The 21,046-nt window shown below is 35.4% G+C and carries 14 protein-coding genes; 7 read left to right on the top strand and 7 right to left on the bottom strand.

Annotated elements, in window-relative coordinates:
• Positions 1–66: 66 nt before the first annotated feature.
• From MWU78_RS01545 to MWU78_RS01525, 5 genes are all read right to left on the bottom strand, one after another.
• Complete coding sequence (locus tag MWU78_RS01545) at positions 67–1,647, bottom strand: arylsulfatase (protein WP_246994316.1); 1,581 nt, start codon at positions 1,645–1,647, stop codon at positions 67–69.
• A 503-nt stretch (positions 1,648–2,150) separates the two neighbouring features.
• Positions 2,151–3,590 carry a sulfatase-like hydrolase/transferase gene (locus MWU78_RS01540; protein ID WP_246994314.1) on the bottom strand — a complete coding sequence of 480 codons (1,440 nt, stop codon included), beginning with the start codon at positions 3,588–3,590 and terminating at the stop codon, positions 2,151–2,153.
• A 66-nt stretch (positions 3,591–3,656) separates the two neighbouring features.
• Entirely contained in the window at positions 3,657–5,153 is a 1,497-nt protein-coding gene (locus tag MWU78_RS01535; protein WP_246994312.1) for a RagB/SusD family nutrient uptake outer membrane protein, read from the bottom strand.
• A gap of 11 nt (positions 5,154–5,164) precedes the next feature.
• On the bottom strand, positions 5,165–8,485 hold the full coding sequence (locus MWU78_RS01530; protein WP_246994310.1) for a TonB-dependent receptor: 3,321 nt from the start codon (positions 8,483–8,485) through the stop codon (positions 5,165–5,167).
• A 171-nt stretch (positions 8,486–8,656) separates the two neighbouring features.
• Positions 8,657–9,826 carry a FecR domain-containing protein gene (locus MWU78_RS01525; protein WP_246994308.1) on the bottom strand — a complete coding sequence of 390 codons (1,170 nt, stop codon included), beginning with the start codon at positions 9,824–9,826 and terminating at the stop codon, positions 8,657–8,659.
• A gap of 112 nt (positions 9,827–9,938) precedes the next feature.
• Between MWU78_RS01525 and MWU78_RS01520 the strand changes: the two genes are divergently transcribed.
• On the top strand, positions 9,939–10,550 hold the full coding sequence (locus MWU78_RS01520; RefSeq protein ID WP_246994306.1) for an RNA polymerase sigma-70 factor: 612 nt from the start codon (positions 9,939–9,941) through the stop codon (positions 10,548–10,550).
• A 279-nt stretch (positions 10,551–10,829) separates the two neighbouring features.
• Here MWU78_RS01520 and MWU78_RS01515 read toward each other — a convergent pair whose 3' ends face one another.
• On the bottom strand, positions 10,830–11,159 hold the full coding sequence (locus MWU78_RS01515; protein WP_246994305.1) for a YegP family protein: 330 nt from the start codon (positions 11,157–11,159) through the stop codon (positions 10,830–10,832).
• 263 nt (positions 11,160–11,422) lie between these two features.
• On the opposite strand from MWU78_RS01515, the gene MWU78_RS01510 reads away from it, so the two are divergent.
• The 5 genes from MWU78_RS01510 (at position 11,423) to MWU78_RS01490 (ending at position 18,986) form a co-directional block, all read left to right on the top strand.
• Positions 11,423–12,379, top strand: a complete 957-nt coding sequence (locus MWU78_RS01510; RefSeq protein WP_246994303.1) for a multidrug resistance efflux transporter family protein — start codon at positions 11,423–11,425, stop codon at positions 12,377–12,379.
• A gap of 690 nt (positions 12,380–13,069) precedes the next feature.
• Positions 13,070–14,290: a site-specific integrase gene (locus MWU78_RS01505; protein WP_246994300.1), complete on the top strand. Its 1,221-nt coding sequence runs from the start codon at positions 13,070–13,072 to the stop codon at positions 14,288–14,290.
• A 524-nt stretch (positions 14,291–14,814) separates the two neighbouring features.
• Positions 14,815–16,773 carry an AAA family ATPase gene (locus MWU78_RS01500; RefSeq protein ID WP_246994298.1) on the top strand — a complete coding sequence of 653 codons (1,959 nt, stop codon included), beginning with the start codon at positions 14,815–14,817 and terminating at the stop codon, positions 16,771–16,773.
• 212 nt (positions 16,774–16,985) lie between these two features.
• On the top strand, positions 16,986–18,068 hold the full coding sequence (locus MWU78_RS01495) for an HNH endonuclease signature motif containing protein (protein WP_246994296.1): 1,083 nt from the start codon (positions 16,986–16,988) through the stop codon (positions 18,066–18,068).
• Positions 18,069–18,284: 216 nt separating this feature from the next.
• Positions 18,285–18,986: a hypothetical protein gene (locus tag MWU78_RS01490; RefSeq protein WP_246994294.1), complete on the top strand. Its 702-nt coding sequence runs from the start codon at positions 18,285–18,287 to the stop codon at positions 18,984–18,986.
• A 195-nt stretch (positions 18,987–19,181) separates the two neighbouring features.
• Here MWU78_RS01490 and MWU78_RS01485 read toward each other — a convergent pair whose 3' ends face one another.
• The gene (locus tag MWU78_RS01485) at positions 19,182–19,460 is read right to left on the bottom strand and encodes a hypothetical protein (RefSeq protein ID WP_246994292.1); all 279 of its coding nucleotides are present in this window, start codon (positions 19,458–19,460) and stop codon (positions 19,182–19,184) included.
• A gap of 695 nt (positions 19,461–20,155) precedes the next feature.
• Here MWU78_RS01485 and MWU78_RS01480 point away from each other — a divergent pair.
• Complete coding sequence (locus tag MWU78_RS01480; RefSeq protein ID WP_246994290.1) at positions 20,156–21,040, top strand: ATP-binding protein; 885 nt, start codon at positions 20,156–20,158, stop codon at positions 21,038–21,040.
• The last annotated feature ends 6 nt before the right edge of the window (positions 21,041–21,046 follow it).

Raw genomic sequence — 21,046 nt, 5'->3', positions numbered from 1 at the left:
CTGCGCTCGACCTGACAACATTAACCTAAAAAAATCATTAACAATTAAAAATCAACCGAACTCCCCTTAATTAATAATTTCTTCAATTTGCTCCCAGCCTTCCATACCATCATTTTCCTGTTTGGCCCCAGGAGTACTTCTACCGTCGAGAATGATTTTCTTAAGGGCCGACTTAAGCTCTGCCGCCTTCTCTGGAAATTGGGCTATCAAATTTTTTGTTTCCCCAATATCGGCCGTCAAATTGTATAACTGCATGGCAGGCAAATCCAGATTCTCTTGTTTTATATCTTGTGGCCTTGGATAGCTCCAACCTCCGGATCCAGGACAAATACTTAATTTCCACGGCCCCTGTCTGATGGCAAAAGACCCATTTATGGAATGATGTACAGTATATTCACGAATCTCCTCATCCTTTTCCCCTTGTATAAGAGACAGCATACTATAACTGTCCTCTGCCTCGGTATCTTTAATTTTATAGCCTGTTAATTCGGCGCAGGTGGCAAAAAAATCGGTGGTACAGATAATTTTGTCCGAACTTGTATTTTTGGCAGCTTTATTAGGCCATTCTACTATAAAGGGTACATGGTGCCCACCTTCAAAGATATCGGCTTTGGTGCCCCTAAAAGTATAGCTGGGATCATGGTCTACTTTGGCAAGCTCCTCAAAATCGGCTTTCGGGGAACAGCCGTTGTCACTGGTAAACACCAAAAGGGTGTTTTCGGATATGCCCTGTTTTTTAAGGGCGGCCCTTATTTGGCCAACCACATCATCTACCTGCATTACAAAATCGCCGTACATATTGGTATTGCTCTTGCCCAAAAATTCTGTGGTAGGTAAAATAGGTGTGTGGGGGGCTGGTAATGGGAAATATAAAAAGAAGGGGGATTTGCCCTTGGCCTTTTCATCTATATATTTAACGGCCTTGTCCGTCAGATCCTGGAGAACGGTAGCATGAACAAAATCGTCCGAAGTAGGTCCTTTTCTCCAAATGCCTTTTTCATCCACCGATACCGTAGTCTTGGTCGGTACCATAGTAGGCATATCATTCTCCACGTATACGTATGGCGCCATATCGAGGGAGCCACAAAAACCAAAGGAGTAGTCGAACCCATGGGTAGCAGGGCCATTTTTGACGGGAGAGGCGAAGTTCACCTCCGGATTTGCATTAAGTTTATTATGCTCTAAGTTGGGATCCTTATCCTGAACATCCCAGTCCCAACCTAGGTGCCATTTGCCTACGTAGGCTGTAGTATAGCCTTGTGTTTTTAACATTTCGGCAATGGTGGTACGCTCTTGTTTAATCAAGGATTTTGAATAGCCGCTCAATACCGAACTCTTTAAGGAAGTTCGCCAATTGTATCGACCCGTTAAAATACCATAGCGGGTAGGGGTACATACCGCCGATGAGGTATGGGCATCGGTAAACTTGACCCCATTGGCAGCCATTGCGTCCAGGTTAGGGGTAGCAATTTTCCCTTCGGGATTAAAAGCCTTAACATCGCCATAACCCAGGTCATCTGCCAAGATATAGATGATATTGGGGGATTGGGCTGTCCCTTTTTGGGTCGTTGCCTTATTCCTTTGGGCGTGGACGGAGAGTTGGGAAAAAACGAACAGTATTGTAATAAAATTGAATACTTTTTTCATATGTATAAAAAACTTTAGATGGTGTTTAATTTGCTTTTAAGAATCCCAAGATTTTTTTGAATTTTTAAAATTAGATAAAGGATATTGATGTTGCCACTAGTAAAAGCACCACTAGTGGTATGTTTTTTGCTTAGACCATGAGTTTAACACTATATTTTGATAAATTTTTCACGACATTAAAAAAATTCCACGATATGGAAAACACCTAATACTACCCAGGTAATGCCAAAACTTGGCAGGTCTAGGAATAAGGATTAGGAGGTAAAAAAGGGCAGACAATTGGGTCTGCCCATTTAAAGGAAATTAAGTAACCGCCTCAAATAACTAAAACATGCATTTTAAATACCTAGAACTATGATAACTGCCCACTCCATGTTAATTTATATTTAACTATGAAAGGGAAATGTTTTTCATTGGATCTAATCTATACCTTTTTGTGGCAAAGAACTTTTCAAACTAAAAAACATGCCAATATATATACTCAAGTTTTGTCGACACGGCAATCATTTAACTTCAATAAATCCAGTGGTGTCCCTTTTAGCCATTAAGAAGTCCTCTAATTTTGACGAGAGTTCTTTCTCGATAAAGGGATGCTTGCCCTTAAGATTATATAGCTCGCGATGATCCTGCGCCAAATCGTAAAGCGCTGCTGGCCCAGTACTGTCCATTAACATTTTCCACTTTCCCTGAACTATACCCGAAGTTGCATAAGGATGCGGTTTAGGACCTTGATTTTGAAAGCCTTTATAGAGGTCCATTTGCCAATAAAGGGCTTCTCGTTCCACATAATTATTATTTTCAAGAAGTGGCAACGCACTAATTCCATCTATTTCAAGATTATCTATATTAATTCCGACAGCATCTGCCAAGGTCGGCAAAATATCCGCCATGTGTAAGGTATTAAATGAATAGGTATTTTCTGGAATCCTACCCTTCCAGACAGCTAACATGGGAACACGCAATCCTCCTTCATGTAAATCAGTTTTACCACCTGAAAATGGTCCTGGGCTTCCCTGAAAAGCTGGACCATTATCTGAAGTAAATAGAATTATAGTATTTTCAAAAATTCCCTTTTCCTTCAAATAGGAGATCAACCTACCTATATTGGCATCTAAATGTGATACCATAGACCTAAAGTATAATTGATCGCCTGTCGCACCAAGTTTTTTATATTTCGATAAATGGGGTTCAGGGGCAGGTTCGTAAGGAGTATGTGGCACATCGAACCAAAGATTAATAAAAAAGGGTGCATTTTCATTATCAAAGATATCGATTTTAGAAATCGCCTCGTCCACTTTTATTTCTGTCCAATGCTTATTTATGGTATCTGCTCGCCTATCGTTTCTTATCATATATTTACCTCCCTCCCTGTACAATTTTCTTTCTTTAAGTAGTTTTGGCCTAATAGGAGCACCCTCAATACTGGACAAATAGTGATCGAAACCGTGTTGCAATGGTCCTGGATTAGCTTTCTTATCTTGGACACGACGTTCATAGTCAATTGGCCTTAACCCGCCTAAATGCCATTTGCCAATGTGTACAGTTTTATACCCATTATCCCTTAATAGTTCTGGAAGTGTTATAGAAGATTCTGGAAGATGTTCTTCATTATCATTAAAATGTTTTCGAATATCATAACGTAAAGGATATTTCCCAGTCAGAAGACATGCTCTAGAAGGAGAGCAGACTGCCGAACCCGAATAGAATTGGCTGAACCGCATACCTTCTCGCGCTAGGGCATCTATATTTGGGGTCTCAATAGATTGACTTCCGTAAATTGATAAATCCCCATAACCCAAATCATCGGCCAGCAAAATAATTATATTAGGTGGCCCTGCCACCTTTTCTTTATTCACTGTATTTAGTTTCTCTCTTTCTTCGCAAGCGAAAAGAAAGAAACAAATGAATATTGGAGTAATTTTCCTGAAATAGATTGACCTCATTAACACCATTTTTGATTAATTAGTATCAGATTCTTATTTAAAATAATTTCTTGACCGAAAATCATTTTAGTATCCCGGGTTTTGATCAGTTGCTGCATTCACACCATCATTTCTTTCAAATACATCTTGAGGAATTGGAAACAAAACATGATGAGGTTGTATTTGTGCATCTGGAGTTACTGCCAAAACACGCTCTACCAGAGTGCCCCAACGTAATAAGTCGAAATAGCGTACCCTTTCGTCAAAAAGCTCGGTTCTACGTTCCTTTCTTACCGCAGACCTAAAAGCACTTTTATCCGACGATACTACGGGATTAGTTACTTCTATATTACTTAATCCGGCTCTATTACGAACTGGGTTGATATATTGTAGGGCAGAACCCGGACCGTTTACCTCATTTTCCGCTTCTGCAGCTATTAAATAGACGTCAGCTAACCGAAGTGCAATAAAATTATAGCTGCTATTGTTATTAGATTCAAGTCCATTGATATAGGCACTAGGTGTTCTTTTTATACTATAATTGGGGGTTGCACCATCGGCATTGAAGGTAAGGACTTCTCCAGCGGCATTGGGGACCTCTGTCGCAATCATATTTCTTCTTTCATCACCTTGCTCAAAATCAGAAATCAAATCTTCTGATGCAATATATACACCTCCCCAATTTGGACCAAGAAAATAATCTTTATCAGCGTTGGCACCTATACCCCTAGGCCAATTACCTACTTGGTTCGCTCTTTGTAATTCAATTTCGTATTGAATTTCAAATAATGACTCTTGATTATTTTCGTTGGAATCGTCAAATACATGCCAAATAGATGGTAATAATTCCCTATCACTTTCATTAATCACCCTCTTTGCCCAAGAAGCAGCATCTGTCCATTCGCCTTTAGTTAAATAAACCTTGGCTAATAAAGCCATAGCTGTGTACTTGGAGGGACGTCCAGGTTGGGGGGATGTTTCCGGTAATTCTTCACTTCCGGTTATTAAATCACTAACAATCAAATCATAAACTTCATCAACAGTGCCTCTTGGTATATTTGAAGCTTCCTCAGGTGTTTCCAAAGCTTTATCAATGATTGAAACACCACCGAATAGCTGTACCATAATAAAGTAATTGTAGGCCCGAAGAAATTTTGATTCGGCAATTAATGCCTGCTTATTGGGAAATTCAGGCATTCCCGATATTCCGTCAATGGACCAGCTAAACGTATTAATCGCCCCCACTTGATAATATAAATTCTGTGGTCCGCGTGTAGGGTTAAAATCGATAAATTTAGCATTTCTATCTACATCATTGGGATTCGCTAATGGTCTAACAGTAAAATCGTCGGACATGGCAGCCAACTGAAAATCCTGATGCCAACCAAAAGAGCCAGAAATTCCCGATCCAAAAGTTCTATACCCTCCCAAAACTGCAGCTTCTGCATCGGATTCAGTATTAAAAAAAGTAGATGGATTGATAAAACTTCTTGGCTCCGTCTCCAAAAAATTATCACAACCAAAAAAAGAGAATATCAATATATATGTTAAGAACGATCTGGTAGTAATTATATATTTTTTCATTTTTATTTTATTTATAAACTAATATTAACTCCTATTCTATAAGTGCGACTCAATGGATAGGATCCATTGTCATTAAACGCCTCAGGATTTAATCCGTCATACTTTGTAAACGTGGCAAGATTCTGTCCACTCAAATACAATCGTAATTTTGAAACCTTTAGTTTATCTAAAACCCTTTTATCGAAATTGTATCCTATTGTTATATTTTGAAGTCTAATGTAATCCGCTTTTTGAACAGTCCCAGAATGAACTAGGTGATTTATATTTGCATTCAATCTGGGTATAGTATTACTTGGATTTTGAGGAGTCCACGCATCTAATAAAGACGTATAAAAGTTACTAAGACCTTGATTAATTCTATAGCCTCTTTCCGCAAAATCCCTATTATAAATTCTATGACCGAAGGCTCCTTGAAAGAAAAAGCCTAAATCCCACCCTTCATAGCGAACATTACCGTTAAATCCAAAGTACTTGTTGGGAGCACTTAAATCAGTTGCCCTAAAATCATCCAATGGAACTATCTGCCCATCTCCATTTATATCTTCGATAATAGGATCTCCTACTTCTTTATTATAAATCGCTGCCTCTGCCTCTTGCCCTATTTGATATATACCTTTGAACTGCGGGATAAACCAAGTTCCCAAAGGCTTGCCAACAATTCTTGCTGTATTACCTGTTCGTAATGTATCTGCCTGATTAAACTCTCCCAGACTTATGAACTTATTCTTCTCAAAGGAAGCGTTAGCATTTAGGTCCACTGCGAACTCACCTAGGTTAAAAGTGCTTCCAACCTCCAATTCAAAGCCACTATTCTTAATCTCACCCGCATTAACCGTAATGTTAGAAAAACCTGATTCAGAAGCCAATACCCTTGGAGCCAACAAGTCTGTAGTCGTTTTGTCGTAATAATCAGCTGTAAGACTTAAGAAATTATTAAAAAAGGTTGCATCCAGGCCAATATCCAACTGTGTCGTTCGTTCCCATTTAATATCCTGATTGCCAAAACTGCCTGGAATCACCCCAGTAGACGACGTGCTTCCAAATTGCACAGAAGTTGTACTAAAACTTGGAAAGGAAGCATAATTACCAATTTGATCGTTACCTCCTACTCCATAACTAGCCCTAAGTTTCAAATAATCTATTTTATTTGATATGCCTTCGAAAAAAGGTTCATCACTTATTCTCCACGCACCAGAGACGGCTGGAAAAAAATCATAACGATCGTTAGGTCCCAACCTTGATGAACCATCATATCGACCAGAAAAAGTTAATAAGTATCTTGATTTATAATCATATGCCACCCTACCTAAAAATGAAGAGACTTGCCATTCTTGAAGGATTGACCCTGGAGGTAAATCCGATGCTCCCGCCTCAAGGTTAAAAGACTTAAACCCGTCGGTAACAAAATTGGAAGACCCAGCAAAAACACCCTCTAAATGATTTCCTTGAAAAGTTGTACCAATAACGGCGTTGACCTTATGATTTCCAAATTCTTTATTATAGCTTAAGGTATTCTCGTTTAACCAGGTCAGATTTAAAGTACTCGCCCTTCTGGCTACCCCTCCCAACTCACTTCCTAATAACGTAGTCTCCTTAGGAAAGTAAACTCCATCACTTCTAGAAAAAATATCATATCCTAAACTTGAGCGTATTTTCAAATCGTCAAAAATTGTATATTCCAAAAAGAAATTGCCCAAACTTCTTAGTGTCTTATACTGTATTTCCTGAGTTTTTGCAATAGCTACAGGATTTGTTATTGCCCCAGATGACCTTGTTGGAAATACAAAGTATGTCCCATCCGCATTAAAAATGGGATCTGTAGGAGGCATTTGCAAAACACTGGAAATAACTGCAGGACCTGCCTGTGGATTACGGTCTATTCCATATGGAATATCATTGTTGGTTGTATACGAGGCAGTCATACTATTTCCAAGTTTGAATTTTCCGAGTGTAGCATCCAAATTTGCCCTAATTGAAAATCTACTCAAATCATTATCTATAACTATCCCTTCTTCATCATAATACGAGCCGGATAGGAAGTATGAAAATTTATCAGTACCCCCTGATGCTGAAAGGGAAAAATTCTGAGTTATGGCAGTTCTAAAAACTGCATTTTGCCAGTCGGTACCTCCTGTACTTGAAAAATTTTCCAAGTCTGCATCTGTAAACAATCGATTAGCCCCATTGGCATCAGTATATCTATTCGCTATAGTAATATATTGAACAGCATTGGTTAAGGGATAATCCTTTGAAATGCTGGCTATAGCAGTGTAATAGTCAAAATTAATCTTAGCCTGGCCAGACTTACCTCGTTTCGTGTTTACAATAATCACTCCATTACTACCTCTTGCGCCATAGATTGCAGTAGCTGCAGCATCTTTTAATACCTCAATCGACTCAATGTCGTCCGGATTTATTGTAGCAAATATATTCGTCGCACCCGGTGTTGCCTGATCCACATCAAATGCATTTGCCGAACCACTATTGTTTGGAATTACCAGTCCATCTATAACATACAAAGGGGCAGTACCTGCAGAAATCGAATTAGTTCCCCGAATTCTTATTTCTGGTTGGGCCCCTGGAGCACCTTGTGATTGCGCAATAAACAATCCCGGAGCCATACCTTTAAGCGCCTGATCAAAGGAAGCGGTAGTTATTTTTGATATTTCCTCTGCCTTAACCGTTGAAATGGAAGTGGTCAAATCTTTCCGTTGTACCGTTCCATATCCCACTACAACAACTTCTTCTAATCCTGCTGCAGATTCCTCTAGAGCAATATTTAACGAAGTCTGCCCATCAAGTAGAACTTCTTTCGTAGCATAACCAATGTAAGAAACTACTAAAATTGCATTTTCGTTGGCAACATCTATAGAAAAATTCCCATCAAAATCTGCGGTAACCCCATTGGCTGTTCCTTTTTCAACAATATTTGCGCCTGGCAAGGGTTGACCCGTCTGATCTGTTACCGTACCCGAAACTTCGAATTGTGGTTGCGACAACACTTCTTCGGCAGGCCCTGTTTTGGTGTGCCGTTCCCGAATCACAATACGGTTTTTTCGGGACAGGTCAAATTCAACTGCACTCTTGGATAAACTTTGTTTTAAAAGCTCGTCCACTGCAATCTCTCCTTTCTTCAATTGTACTTGAGGAGCATCTTCAAACAGATCGTCAGGATATAAAAAACGATACTTGGTCTGGTTTTGAATAATATCAAAAACCTCATCTACGGAGACCACCTTGTCGGCCTCTATCGTTACTTTCTCTTGAGAAAATGACTTTTCCGTTGTAATCCCAAAAACGGTTGTGCACAATAGAAAAATAAAGGTTCTCATAATCATGAATAACACCCGCATTCGGAGGAACGACCGGGACTTAATTAATTTAATTTTCATAAATTTACATAGTATTGGTTGGACATTTGTTTAAGTAATACACTCTAAAGGGACGAAGTTGATGCACCGCTAAATGTTCTCCTTCGCTCCCTTTTTATTTAAAATTCTATTTTATTTCAAGAGTATTGATTTATTAATAATTTCATAGTCCTTAATGACCCTGAAATTTTTTATAGTATTCAATATATCCTCTATTTTCTGGTCTTTATCCAGCACCCCGTTAAACCTTGCTTTTTCCATCTCAGGATTTTCAAAATTAACATCCATATCATACCAGCGAGATAGCACCTTCATAATCTCCACTAGAGGTTTTCTTCTAAAACTAAAAACGCCATCTTTCCACGAAATCTCGTTATAAACATTAACGGTAGCCACTTCCATACTGTTATCGTAAAGATTTAGATTTACCTGTTGCGACGGTTGCAGGACTCTTTTAGCAGTTTCCGTATTAATGACAACCTTGCCCTCTACCAAGGTGGTATATATATTTGTTTCGTCTTTATAGGCCTTAATATTAAATTCGGTACCCAATACCTCTATTTCCTGTGATTGATTGGAGACTACAAACTTTGTACCTTGATGTTCCGTACTGGGTGAAACAGCGAAGTAGCCTTCACCATAAACCAAATCTACTTTGCGAGTTTGCCCGTTTATAAAGTTTACCGGATATTTAAGTTGGGATTCGGAATTTAACCAAACCTCAGTACCGTCGGATAATACCAGGTGAAACTGTCCTCCCCTTGGAACCGTCAAATAGTTAAAGACCGCTCTTGCCCCATCACTTTTATCCGCTCCGTATACGATTACTTCGCCATTACTGCTTGCATTTGGTGTTTGATAAGTGTTCCCTTTTTCCAAGGCAACTTGAGAGCCGTCTTCCAGCGTCAAAGTGGCTTTGTTAGACCCTATATTAATATTATTGCTAATTATTCTGGGGGTCGTTTCTATAGGCTTATTAAAACTGTTGTTCTGTAGAAAATAGCCAGTGGCCAATAACACCGTAACCACCGCCGCAGCCGAATAAGATATAATTTTACGGATCTTTTTTCGCTTAACAGCCTTGATCTCTTCGTCCATTAATAGCTGCAACTTGGTTTTTAATCTATTGGGATCAAATTGTCTCATTTGGTGTTCAATGGCATAATTAGTTTGGACATAGGAGCTGAACAATTGTTCGTTTTTAGCATCTTGCAACCATAGCATTAGCGCATCCAACTCAGCGGCCGAGGCTTGTTGGATCAGGAATTTGGCTATTAGTTCTTTTGCTTGCTTATCGTTCATTAGAAACGTACCATTTACACTTAATACGTATAGAATTTACATAACCCTAACTTTTTTAGTATATTTTTTTTAAATTGCCCAAATAACCCGCCAATAATTACCAAATTACCATATGTCAACCAAATATTCTGGCAATTTAGAATTGATTGAAGCTCTAAAATCTGGGGATTCCAAAGCTTATACGTTTCTAGTGGACACCTACCACCATAAGCTCTGTATTTATGCCTATAGCCTTAGTAATGATGAGAAAGCCGCTGAAGACATTGTCCAAAATGTTTTTATCCGTACTTGGAAGAAAAGAAATAGGTTAAAAACCGATTTTGAAATTAGAAGTTTTCTCTATAAATCGGTTTACAACGAATTTATAGACGAATATCGCAAACAGAAATTAGTAGTTCCCTTAGAGAAAAAATATATTGATGCGCTTACCACTATGGTAGAAAATGAAGATGAACATGCCTTGGAAGCAAAAATTAAATTAGTAAAAAGGGCCATACACAACCTTCCCCCCAAATGCAGGGAAATATTTATGTTGAGCAAACATGATGGACTCACCAATTTGGAAATTGCCGAATATAAACAAGTATCTATTAAATCGGTAGAAGCCCATATCACCAAAGCCTTTTCCATTCTTAGACAGTCAATAAGAGAGGAAATGCCTCAGGTTTTATTCTTAATATTCAAATCTTTAAAAAAAGACCCACACACTTCTAGATCGGTATAGCTCCAGATATAATCCCTTCCATAACGCGCAATTATTGAAGAAGAAGACCATAGTTCAGTTTGCATCCAATGGAATCATTTAACAAAGTCCTTGGCAAAAAACAATAAAATCCAACCTATTTTCATAAGTTGGATTTCGATATTTGCTAGTCACCTTTGATTCCTTTCGTCTCCACCAAGAGTAGACTTCTCTTACCAAATGGTTAAAAAAAAAAAGACAGTCTTTATGACTGCCCTTCGTGGTGATTATCAACGTAATCCGTTGTTGTTCCAAAGACCATTATGAGTTGTCCTCAATGGTAGCCTCAGGTGCGTTTTTCTTCACTGAAGCAATACCATTTTCCATTGAAGCGGAACTTGAATACATTTCACTTTTACCGATTACTTGACCATTGGATGCCTTAAGGTTAAAGTAAGGGCTGCCATCTTTGGCCGTATTGCGCTCATATCTGCCATCTTCTTGCGAATTTGTTCTTACGGATGATATTCCATTATCACAAGCTGCTTTCGTAGTATAAGCCTCACTTCCCAAAATGACCTGTCCATTGGATGCCTTTAAATTAAACCTAAACTGTCCGGATTTGTCTTTTTTAATTTCAAATTTTCCCATTTGTAATATTTTATATTAATTCTTAAATATAATATTTTTTTTGGACAGCCTTAGGTTAAATATGATCCCCACTTATATCCCACCTCAATAGTTACTGAGAAGCATTACAATGATTTCATTAGAAAATAATGTACTTCTTAATCCAAGAGAAATGACTATTATGAAGTGTATCCCAAATAATCTATTTTAGTAGACATAAAGGGGATATAGTTATTTATTATATCCAATTGTTGGCAACAACCTAAAAAACGAAGATAACCTTAATGAAATCAAATAAATCATCAGCAATTTTGCTAGGCGTATTATCCGCTTTATTTTTTGCAGTAACTTTTGTACTAAATAGATTAATGTCAGTCGATGGTGGACATTGGATTTGGAGTTCTTCGCTACGTTTCTTTTGGATGATTCCTTTCCTTTTGGTTTTGGTTCTTTTTAGAAAAAACCTAAAACCACTGCTAATAGAAATGAAAAAAAAACCTTGGCAATGGATACTTTGGAGTACAATAGGTTTTGGAGTATTTTATGCACCTTTGACTTTTGCTGCTGCTTATGGACCTTCTTGGCTTGTAGCAAGTACTTGGCAAATTACAATTGTAGCGGGAATGTTAATTTCGCCAATTATTAATAAAACGAGCATTAAGAAAACCATATCACTGCAAGCACTTCTTTTCTCATTAATAATATTGTTAGGAATATTAATTATGCAAATAAGTCAAGCTAAATCTATTTCAACAAATGAACTCTTACTTGGAACAATCCCTGTTTTAATCGCTGCTTTTGCCTACCCGTTAGGTAATCGAAAAATGATGCAGGTTACCAACGGAAAACTAAACGCAATACAAAGAACATTAGGAATGACGCTAGGCAGTTTACCTTTTTGGATATTATTATCGATTTATGGAGTTACTATAAATGAAACACCTAATGAACAACAAGTGTATCAAACATTAATAGTTGCTTTATGTTCAGGTGTTATTGCTACTGTTTTGTTTTTTATGGCAACAGATAAAGTTCAAAAAGATGAGAAAGCCTTGGCTTCTGTAGAAGCTACCCAATCTGCTGAAGTTCTATTCGCTCTAGTTGGAGAAATCATTATATTAAAAATTCATTTACCAGATATTTACTCAATTGTAGGAATTCTATTGGTAATTATTGGAATGTTGTTACATAGTTTTAAAAAAGAAAAGGCAGTTGCCAACAAACTATCCTATAAAACATAGCTATTACAGGCCTTACGAGAGGTTTTTGTGTATTTGCAAAGACCGCCAAATTTTAAAATATGGCTTTTAGAAAAATATAGATAGAAATAAAAATTTAAAAATTCGGCTCGTGTATAACCCGAAACGTTAGCGTCTTTTTACACGCTACGCATCATATGCGGAGACGTTGGCGGTAATTGAGTAGGTTAAATGGGTCCCTTTTTTCTCAAAATAACTTGGCAAGTTGACTTTTATTGGAAAGTGTTTTTAGTGCACATAATGCAGTTAGGTACTGTACAATAGGCCTTAAACGAAAAAATCCAACCTAAACTAATAGATTGGATTTCTATAAAAAGCTCCCCCCTCTTGGGCTCCCTTCGACTCCGCTCAGGGTAAACTTCTCTCTCCAAACGGGTAAAAAATAAAGGAGCCACACTTTTGTGCAGCTCTTTTATTTTTTGCTCTTTCCACTCTCCGGCTCGAACCAAGGACCCTCTGATTAACAGCCTCGAAAGTGGTGTTTTCATGTAACGTCATTTGTCTTCTTATGATCTGATTACCAATTGTTTATGAATATTTATTTTGTATTTAGCAATACAATTTTTACATTTAATAGTCTATTTGTTGTCCCTATGTTGTCCCCAATTCTACCATATGCAACTAGAGATGTCAGGGTATATAGTTTAAATGTTGTCCCAAAATATATAAAATATGATTACACTCAAAATAGTTCTCAAAAAAAAGTTGTTGTCGGATGGAACCTATCCCGTTTGTTTGCGTATTACAAAAGAAAGACAATGCAGACATTATAAAACACCGTTCAGTGCAAAGTTGAGTGAATGGGTGGAAGCAACCGGAAATTTCAATAAAAGGAATTTGAACTCTGTGCAATATAACCGCCTACTTGTAAAGTTTAAGGAAAGAGCCTATCAAATTATAACGGATTTAGAAATTGAAAATCCAGACTACACTATCCAGGAATTTGATACTAGATATAGGGTTACATTCAACCCAGTAAAAAATGATGTATTTGCCTTTTTTGATGAGATTATTGGAGAAATGACCTATGCAGGACGTATAGGAAACGCTAAATCCTATAAAGATGCTAAAACTTCAATTCAAATTTTTCATAAAATCAAGAAACTAAATTTTAGAGAGGTAAATTCTGCTTTTTTAAGTAAGTATGATGCCTTCCTTCGATCTAGAGGCGGCACTGATGGTGGCGTTGGTGTAAAAATGCGTGCCATAAGAGCGTTGTTTAACAAAGCTATAGCGCGTGGTGTAATCAAGGAAAATCTATATCCATTTAAAACCTATAAAATATCAAGGCTAAGAGGCAAAGGTTTTAAACGTGCATTGGATTATGAAGAGATCATCCGCATCATCAATTTAGATCTGTTTGATTACCCACATTTAATCAATACCAGAAATTACTTTGTTTTTAGCTTCTATACCAGGGGAATGAACTTTGCGGATATGATGTGCTTGGAATGGAAAGATGTAGAAGCTAATGTCATCTATTACACCAGAGCGAAGACCAAAGGAAACTTCTCCATAGCCATTATGCCCCCTGTTCAGAAAATATTGGACTATTATCGAGAACATGGTTATGGCAACAAATATGTACTTCCCCTGCTTTTTCGCGAAGACTATACCCCCACCCAACTTGCTGATCGGAAGCATAAAATGTTGGGGATTTATAATATAGAGCTCAAGGAAGTAGCTAAACTGTGCAATATCACCAAAAATGTTAGCAGTTATGTGGCCCGGCATAGTTTTGCAAATTGCCTCAAACAAAAGGGTGTGGCTACTGATGTGATCAGTGAATCCCTGGGCCACCAAAATCTGGGTGTTACCCAAGCATACTTGAAAGAATTAGATACTGATATTGTGGATAAGGCACTTGAAGTGCTGTTACAACCATCAAGTTAAATAATCAGAATAAGTCCTCCGCACATATTTTTTTCAGTTTATGTGATTTAACATTAATTTGTTGTACTACATTTCGCAGACCTTTTTCCCAAAATTAAATCGTAAAGTGCTTTTCTTGCAATGGCTATTGTCTCCATGCTCTATTTTCAATTAGTTAGCTTTTTCATGTAACATGAAAATAGTGGAAAAATGAAAACAGGGGTAGTCCGGGAACAATCAAATAGCAAATTTATTTTCGTAATTGTATAAGGCGAATGCACATTCTAAACTAACAAAAAAATCCCATACAACGGATATAACCGACCTTTATCGATTAAGCAAATACAGTTCCTAATATTTCCTACCTTAGAAGACTTATAACAAGCTCTCGGTTGTAATACTCCCCCCTCTTTACATCCGCAAAATTAATACGAAATTTAAGGACTTTACGCACATACAAATGTATTAAGGTACGTTCCAGGCAAAATGGGAATATATGTACCGGTACATATATGCGTACGTTGTGCCTAATTAAAAATAACTGAATGATAACATCAATATTTCTAAGACATTTCAAAATTTATAAAGGAATTACCTTTATTCCAATTTCAGAAGGAGTTGGATTTTCTAGTTTGATAGGGGAAAATGGTGTTGGAAAGAGTTCAGTTTTAGAAGCAATTGATTGTGTCTTAAACAAAAAAAATAATGATTGGCCTATTAACAATGAAGCCAAGAATGAAGGAGTAGGTGGTGATAACTTTCCTTATATTGCACCAGTGTTTTTGATTAAAAAAAGCACATTAAAAAACACAAAAACAGCAGACCAAGAACTTTATGAGAAAGCTGAAAAACTTTCAAGTTTTATTTGGAAAAATAACTTAAAAACTAAATCTAAAAGTTCCTCTGAATTTAATAATCATAAGTCTGAATTAAAAAAATCTTACAACACAGAAGATTATTTTTTACTTATTGTAGGTAAAAAACACAACGACAATTCAATATACTTTGGTGGTTATCAAAACTATATAGATTTTATCGGGGAAAACCCTGCTATTAAATCTAGTGACGAAGAAATACAGAGTTACTATAAAGGGTTTTATGACTACATAATTTCTCATTATTCCTATTTATATATACCTGTTGAAACGGATGTCTTTACTTACACCAAATTAGAAACTGTAGAAATGCAGAAACTAATGGATAAAAACATACAAGATGAAATTGTAAAAGCTATTAAACCTGGTACCCTTAAACAGATTAATAAGGATTTAAACAGTTTTGTTAAAGATGTGGAAAGTATTTTGGAGGAATACGAATATAAAGGTTATCATAAAAATAGCCTTACAATGCCCGATTTAGTCTCTAAAATTATAGAAGCCTACTTTTCAATAAAAGTTCTAAATAAAAAGCCAAAAACTGGGACAAAATTAATTCCTGTAAGCGAATTAAGTTCAGGCGAAAAAAGAAAAGCTCTTATAGATGTTGCATATTCTTTTCTTTTCAAGAATCAAAACACTGATTCTAATATAATTTTGGCAGTAGATGAGCCAGAAGCTTCTTTACATATTTCAGCTTGTTACGACCAATTTGAGAAGTTATTTAGTTTGAGTAAAAACAAACATCAAATTATTGTCTCAACACATTGGTATGGATTTCTACCTATCGTTTTAAATGGTAGTGCTACTTCGATTAGAAAAAACGCTTCAAATGAAACATCAGCAGATTTTTTCAATTTATACAATTACAGAGAAACGATTACTCAAGACAAGAAAAAAAACAAAGGACCTTTACCAATTGATTATAATATAAAGAGCTACAACGACTTAGTCCAATCAATCTTATTTTCCATTCTAAAAGATGAGCCATACAATTGGTTAGTATGTGAAGGTCTTTCAGAAAAAATATATTTTGAGATAATTTTTAAAGATGAGATTAAAAATAGCAAGCTCAGAATACTTCCTTTAGGTTCTTTTAAGGAAGTTAGAAAATTATACAACAACCTTTTATCACCAATAAAAGACCCTGATTATAAAATAAACGGTAAAGTTATCTGTCTTATTGATACCGACTCTGAAAGAGTTGAAGTTGACTATGAAAACAATAATAAAAATTTATTTTTCTATCGACTATGGAATAATAAAAAAGAGAATTTAAGAACTGAACTCATTGATGTAGATAAAAACTCAATGAGTCCACCAACAGAAATAGAAGATTGTTTAAGCCCTTTCATATATAAACAAACTCTTATTGAATTTTCTGATGAGTATGATAATATTAAAAACATCATTGAATCTTGTGAAGTACGTGAAAACGCTTTGAATTCATATTCTGTTTTTGACCTAAAAGATAGCCAAAAAGACGTTATAAAAGATTTTTTTAACGACAATGAAGGGTATAATAAAATTAGATTTGCTGAAAAATATATAGAAATTTATCAGACCCCATTTTTTAAAAATGAAACAGAAATGGACTGGATATCAAAAATCAAAAAAATAATAAACTAGGCACAACAAAACCTCTAATTAATACGGGTTTTAGTACTTTACCAAAAGCTCAGAGATTCATAACAAATCCGCCAAATCTTTATGATTTGGCTTTACAGTAAAAAGGATAAATCAAAATATAAAGATTCGGCTAAGTGATAATCCGAAAGTTCAGTCCGCTGAACTCCCGTACTAATCATAGCCAAACGTTGTGCCCAATAAGAACAAACCATATGCCATTTAACGCAAACACAAAAGCAAGAATGTTCATAAAGTCAGCAAGAATATGTTGTCTATGTTATAAGCCGTGCGGAACAAATATAGAAGCAGCACATATTATTGCCGAAGCTGATGGAGGAAGTAACACCGATGATAATGGAATACCATTGTGTTTTGACTGTCATCAAGAAATTGGAGGTTATGACGATCGACATCCAAAAGGGAATAAATTTACCAATATTGAACTAAAAACTCGGCGAGACAAAGTTTATGAACTTGTGGAAAATGGAGTTTTACAAGCCCAATTAGTAACGAGTCAACTAAGTAGAAATTTAAATACGGAACATCTAAATAATTCAAATATTGAGATTAATATTTACAAGCCGACAAAAGAGGTTAAAGTAATAATCGAATTAGCTCAAAATTACTCATCCAAACCAGAAAACATACCGCTCAAATTACAATTATTAAACGACAGAGAACAAGCTTTTGTAATTGATACTCTAACAGAAGAATTTGATAATATTGAATCTTTAAATTCATTATTTGCTATTATCACGAATGAAAATTTTCGTGAGAAATCTTTAGTCATTTTAGAACAAATCCTAAGAAAAATTACAATTCTAATGGATATTGATTTGAAAAAGGATTTTATGTGTAATGTTCCTATAGACATTTTAAAAACTACGGATGAAGGATTAAGAATAGCATTTTTCACAGAACTTATCGGAATTTTAGAGCAAAATCAATTTGTGGAAGTAAATAAAATAACTGCTTGCTTAATTAAAATACAAGAAACTATACCAGAGGCTTTAATCGATAGATACTTGAATGCCTTAATTAAAATGACGGATTCAGGAGCCTGGGTTGCAGAACCAATTGCTAAACGAACTTTACTATCACTTGACAAAGAATTAGCTAAAAGAGCTTTGTCACAAATTGAGAAAGAGCTTTTGATTTATGATTTAAGTAAAGATTATTATCCGAAATTAATAAAACAACACTCCAAAAATTGGCCAGACGAAAAGAAAGAATTATTTAATAATTATTTAAAAATGGATAAAAAAGAGTTTAATTATAAATATATGATGCGCTAAATTACTGGGCATAACAATGTATAAAAAAATAGGGCAAGTAAGTTCTAAACCCTATGTTTTGGCATATTTACGAGGTTGCCAAATCTTTAAATTTGGCATAATTAAAAAGAGAAAAGATAATTAACAAAATTTAAAAATTCGGCTTCAGTTTAATCCGAAAAGTATTGCTTACAACCGCCCTACTTTTCATTTACTAGACCGTTAGCACATATTTGCATGACTCAGTTAAATAAAGATATTAATGAAATTTTAGAATACATCGATAAGAATCGTTGGATCGCATTTTCAAAAAATGATTCACCAAGAAGGTTCAAGGCAAAAGATAAGCTAAGAGCTTTTAGTTTAATTGAAAGACACGGCAGTAAATCATGGCAATTAACAAAAGAAGGTTACAATGCAGTCGAATTGGGTGGATTTGAAAAATGGTTGAAAAAGCAAAATAAAGGGAGTAATTGGCAAAGTCAAATTAAATACTTTTTTGTCAGTTCTTGGAACTTGGTCATAATTCCAATATTTGTAGGCATAATTGTTTGGTTTATAACTGAAAATACAAATCCAAATGATGGCCTAAAAGAATCAAAAAAAAATACTGAAGAACTTATAAAAGAAAAAGCTTCAAATGAGAAAAAACCCGCTAGTTCAGAAGATTTAAATAATAATAAAATTTATCTTCAATCATTTAGACCTGTTGAAGTATTTAATGGGAATTTGATAGTCACACTCAATAACTCTATAGAAGCAATTAACGGAGAAATTGAGCTGAAATTAGTATCCAAAATTGATGCTCATACGGAAGTCCTCAATGGAAAAAAGGTTGGCGACTTAGTCAAATTTAAGAATTATTCCATTGTACTTTCATCTCTAAAAAGGAATATTACGACTTATGACCTTATAGTCAAAATTGAGGTTGTTGAATAAAAACGTGTGCTAAAAGCGTGTATAATTAATTGCTCGGTTCTGCCCTACACGGAAAATCCTTCGGATTTCCCTAAGGTTCGGTTTCCTTTTGCTTAATTAGTTGCGCGACACTCGTAACTAACCATACACAAACCGTTAGCAGTAACACCCTACAACGACGATAACATTGAGCATATCATTAAATCGGAGCAATTATCAATAGTCACCCTTTATAAGATAACTATCTATTACCATTTCAAAAATATTATCTTCAATAACAACTTGTTTGAATATTTCTACTTGAATCTCTGCGGCGAGTTCGTCTTCATTCATAGATTGTGCGTCGCCAATATAAAAATTCCATGAAATCAAATCAATTTTATCTTGATGCTCAAATAATAATTTCGCAAGTTCCAATTCTGACGCCGATACTTTTATCAGAGTACCCCATTTATCAAAGCCTGCAATATTGGCGATTACATGCTGTGCGTTCATGAGGCTAAATTTTTCCTCGTCTGATATCAAAGTCCGAAATGATATCATAAATTTGAAAATACTTCGGAGAATACTCGTACTGAAAACCAGCTATAGTTTTCTCAACAAGAAGAGTTTGGGTCTTGAAATCTCTGTGTAGATTTTTTGCTTGAAGTTTGAAGTAGTCAATAGTGTTCATAATATAATCCTTTAGTTGAAAGTCTATTATCCTGAAATTTTGCGTTCGTATACTATGGTCGGATAATAAGCTCTGAAGGTTATATTATCTAATTATTGGTTGATGAAATCTTCGCACGAACGAGCAGGCATACCAAAAACACCTTACACAAATATAAAAAATCCATTCAATTTTTTCTTTACTATTCTAAATTTTTTCCTTTGTTTAAAGATAACCGGCTATTGCTAACACAGTGTCCTATAAGCCATTGTTTGGTCAGAACTACTTTGGAAAATCCTTCCGGATTTTCAGCGGAGTTTTGTATTTTTGATGTCTTGCGCCGAGACACCCAACGCCTCATACACAAAACGTTGTAAACAATAAAACCGAATGGTATTTACAAAAGAAAATGAACTTTACATTTTTATGAATGGTGGGTTGATTTACAAGAAATGGTTGAAAACGTGTCAATCTAAATTTTTTGATGTTATGGCATATGATAAATACACTCTAAAATCAATTAAAAAAGCATAATAATTTGACTGAATACAATTTAGAATATCTAAATTCTCTCATTGAAAATAAAGTTGAGGAAAGTCTTAATCTTGAATATAAATCTTCTGGGGCATTTGGGAAACAAAATAATAAAACAACAGAAATTTCCAAAGACGTCAGTTCTCTTGCGAATTCTGATGGTGGAATTATTATTTATGGAATTGCAGAGGATAACAATAACCACCTTCCAAAAGAAATTGACCCAATTGACCGAAAACAGTTTTCTAATGAATGGTTAGAGCAAATAATTCAAAGTAAGATTCGACCGAGATTAAATGATTTTAAAATCTATCCAATCGATATTGAACCCAATAAAGTTGTTTATGTTGTTGTAGTCAAAAAAAGTAATACCGCCCATCAAGCAGATGATAAAAGATACTATAAACGTTTTAACTTCCAATCTACAGCAATGTATGACTATGAAGTTAGGGATATTCTAAATAGAACTAAAAACCCTGTAATCTCTTTAGATTTTAGCTTCAAAAATCAACATAAGGAAATCATTATTTATGCAATAAACTCAGGTTCTGTTTATGCCAAATATGTAAATGTTAAATTTAGAATATTAAAAAAGATTTGTGAGGAAAAATATTATAATTCTTATAACCACGAAACTTTTCAAATAAACACTGACAACACAGTAAGAGATGTACTTGATGTACAAATTTTGGGAATGGGTAATGTCAGCGAAAAATACGGTCCTTCAAGGTACGAACCTATTTTGCCTAGACAGAAATTTAAGTTAACTGAAATAAAACTAACCAATTACCCTTTCGATTATGAAAACATATTAGAATGGGAAATATTCTGTGACAATTCTCAACCAATTACAGGAAAAATAAGATTAGCAGATTTATTAAATAAATAAAATCAA

It is taken from the genome of Arenibacter sp. F26102, assembly GCF_023015865.1.
Classification (GTDB): Bacteria; Bacteroidota; Bacteroidia; order Flavobacteriales; family Flavobacteriaceae; genus Arenibacter.
The sequence above is the reverse complement of the archived record's forward strand: the minus strand, read 5'-3'. Positions and strand labels throughout refer to the sequence as shown.

Excerpts from the sequence above, each read along its gene's own strand:
- MWU78_RS01535 (WP_246994312.1), bottom strand. The coding sequence starts at position 5,153 with ATGAAAAAATATATAATTACTACCAGATCGTTCTTAACATATATATTG.
- MWU78_RS01530 (WP_246994310.1), bottom strand. The coding sequence starts at position 8,485 with ATGAGAACCTTTATTTTTCTATTGTGCACAACCGTTTTTGGGATTACA.
- MWU78_RS01490 (WP_246994294.1), top strand. The coding sequence starts at position 18,285 with ATGACTCAGTTAAATAAAGATATTAATGAAATTTTAGAATACATCGAT.
- MWU78_RS01540 (WP_246994314.1), bottom strand. The coding sequence starts at position 3,590 with ATGAGGTCAATCTATTTCAGGAAAATTACTCCAATATTCATTTGTTTC.
- MWU78_RS01510 (WP_246994303.1), top strand. The coding sequence starts at position 11,423 with ATGAAATCAAATAAATCATCAGCAATTTTGCTAGGCGTATTATCCGCT.
- MWU78_RS01545 (WP_246994316.1), bottom strand. The coding sequence starts at position 1,647 with ATGAAAAAAGTATTCAATTTTATTACAATACTGTTCGTTTTTTCCCAA.
- MWU78_RS01515 (WP_246994305.1), bottom strand. The coding sequence starts at position 11,159 with ATGGGAAAATTTGAAATTAAAAAAGACAAATCCGGACAGTTTAGGTTT.
- MWU78_RS01520 (WP_246994306.1), top strand. The coding sequence starts at position 9,939 with ATGTCAACCAAATATTCTGGCAATTTAGAATTGATTGAAGCTCTAAAA.
- MWU78_RS01525 (WP_246994308.1), bottom strand. The coding sequence starts at position 9,826 with ATGAACGATAAGCAAGCAAAAGAACTAATAGCCAAATTCCTGATCCAA.
- MWU78_RS01495 (WP_246994296.1), top strand. The coding sequence starts at position 16,986 with ATGCCATTTAACGCAAACACAAAAGCAAGAATGTTCATAAAGTCAGCA.
- MWU78_RS01485 (WP_246994292.1), bottom strand. The coding sequence starts at position 19,460 with ATGAACGCACAGCATGTAATCGCCAATATTGCAGGCTTTGATAAATGG.
- MWU78_RS01505 (WP_246994300.1), top strand. The coding sequence starts at position 13,070 with ATGATTACACTCAAAATAGTTCTCAAAAAAAAGTTGTTGTCGGATGGA.
- MWU78_RS01500 (WP_246994298.1), top strand. The coding sequence starts at position 14,815 with ATGATAACATCAATATTTCTAAGACATTTCAAAATTTATAAAGGAATT.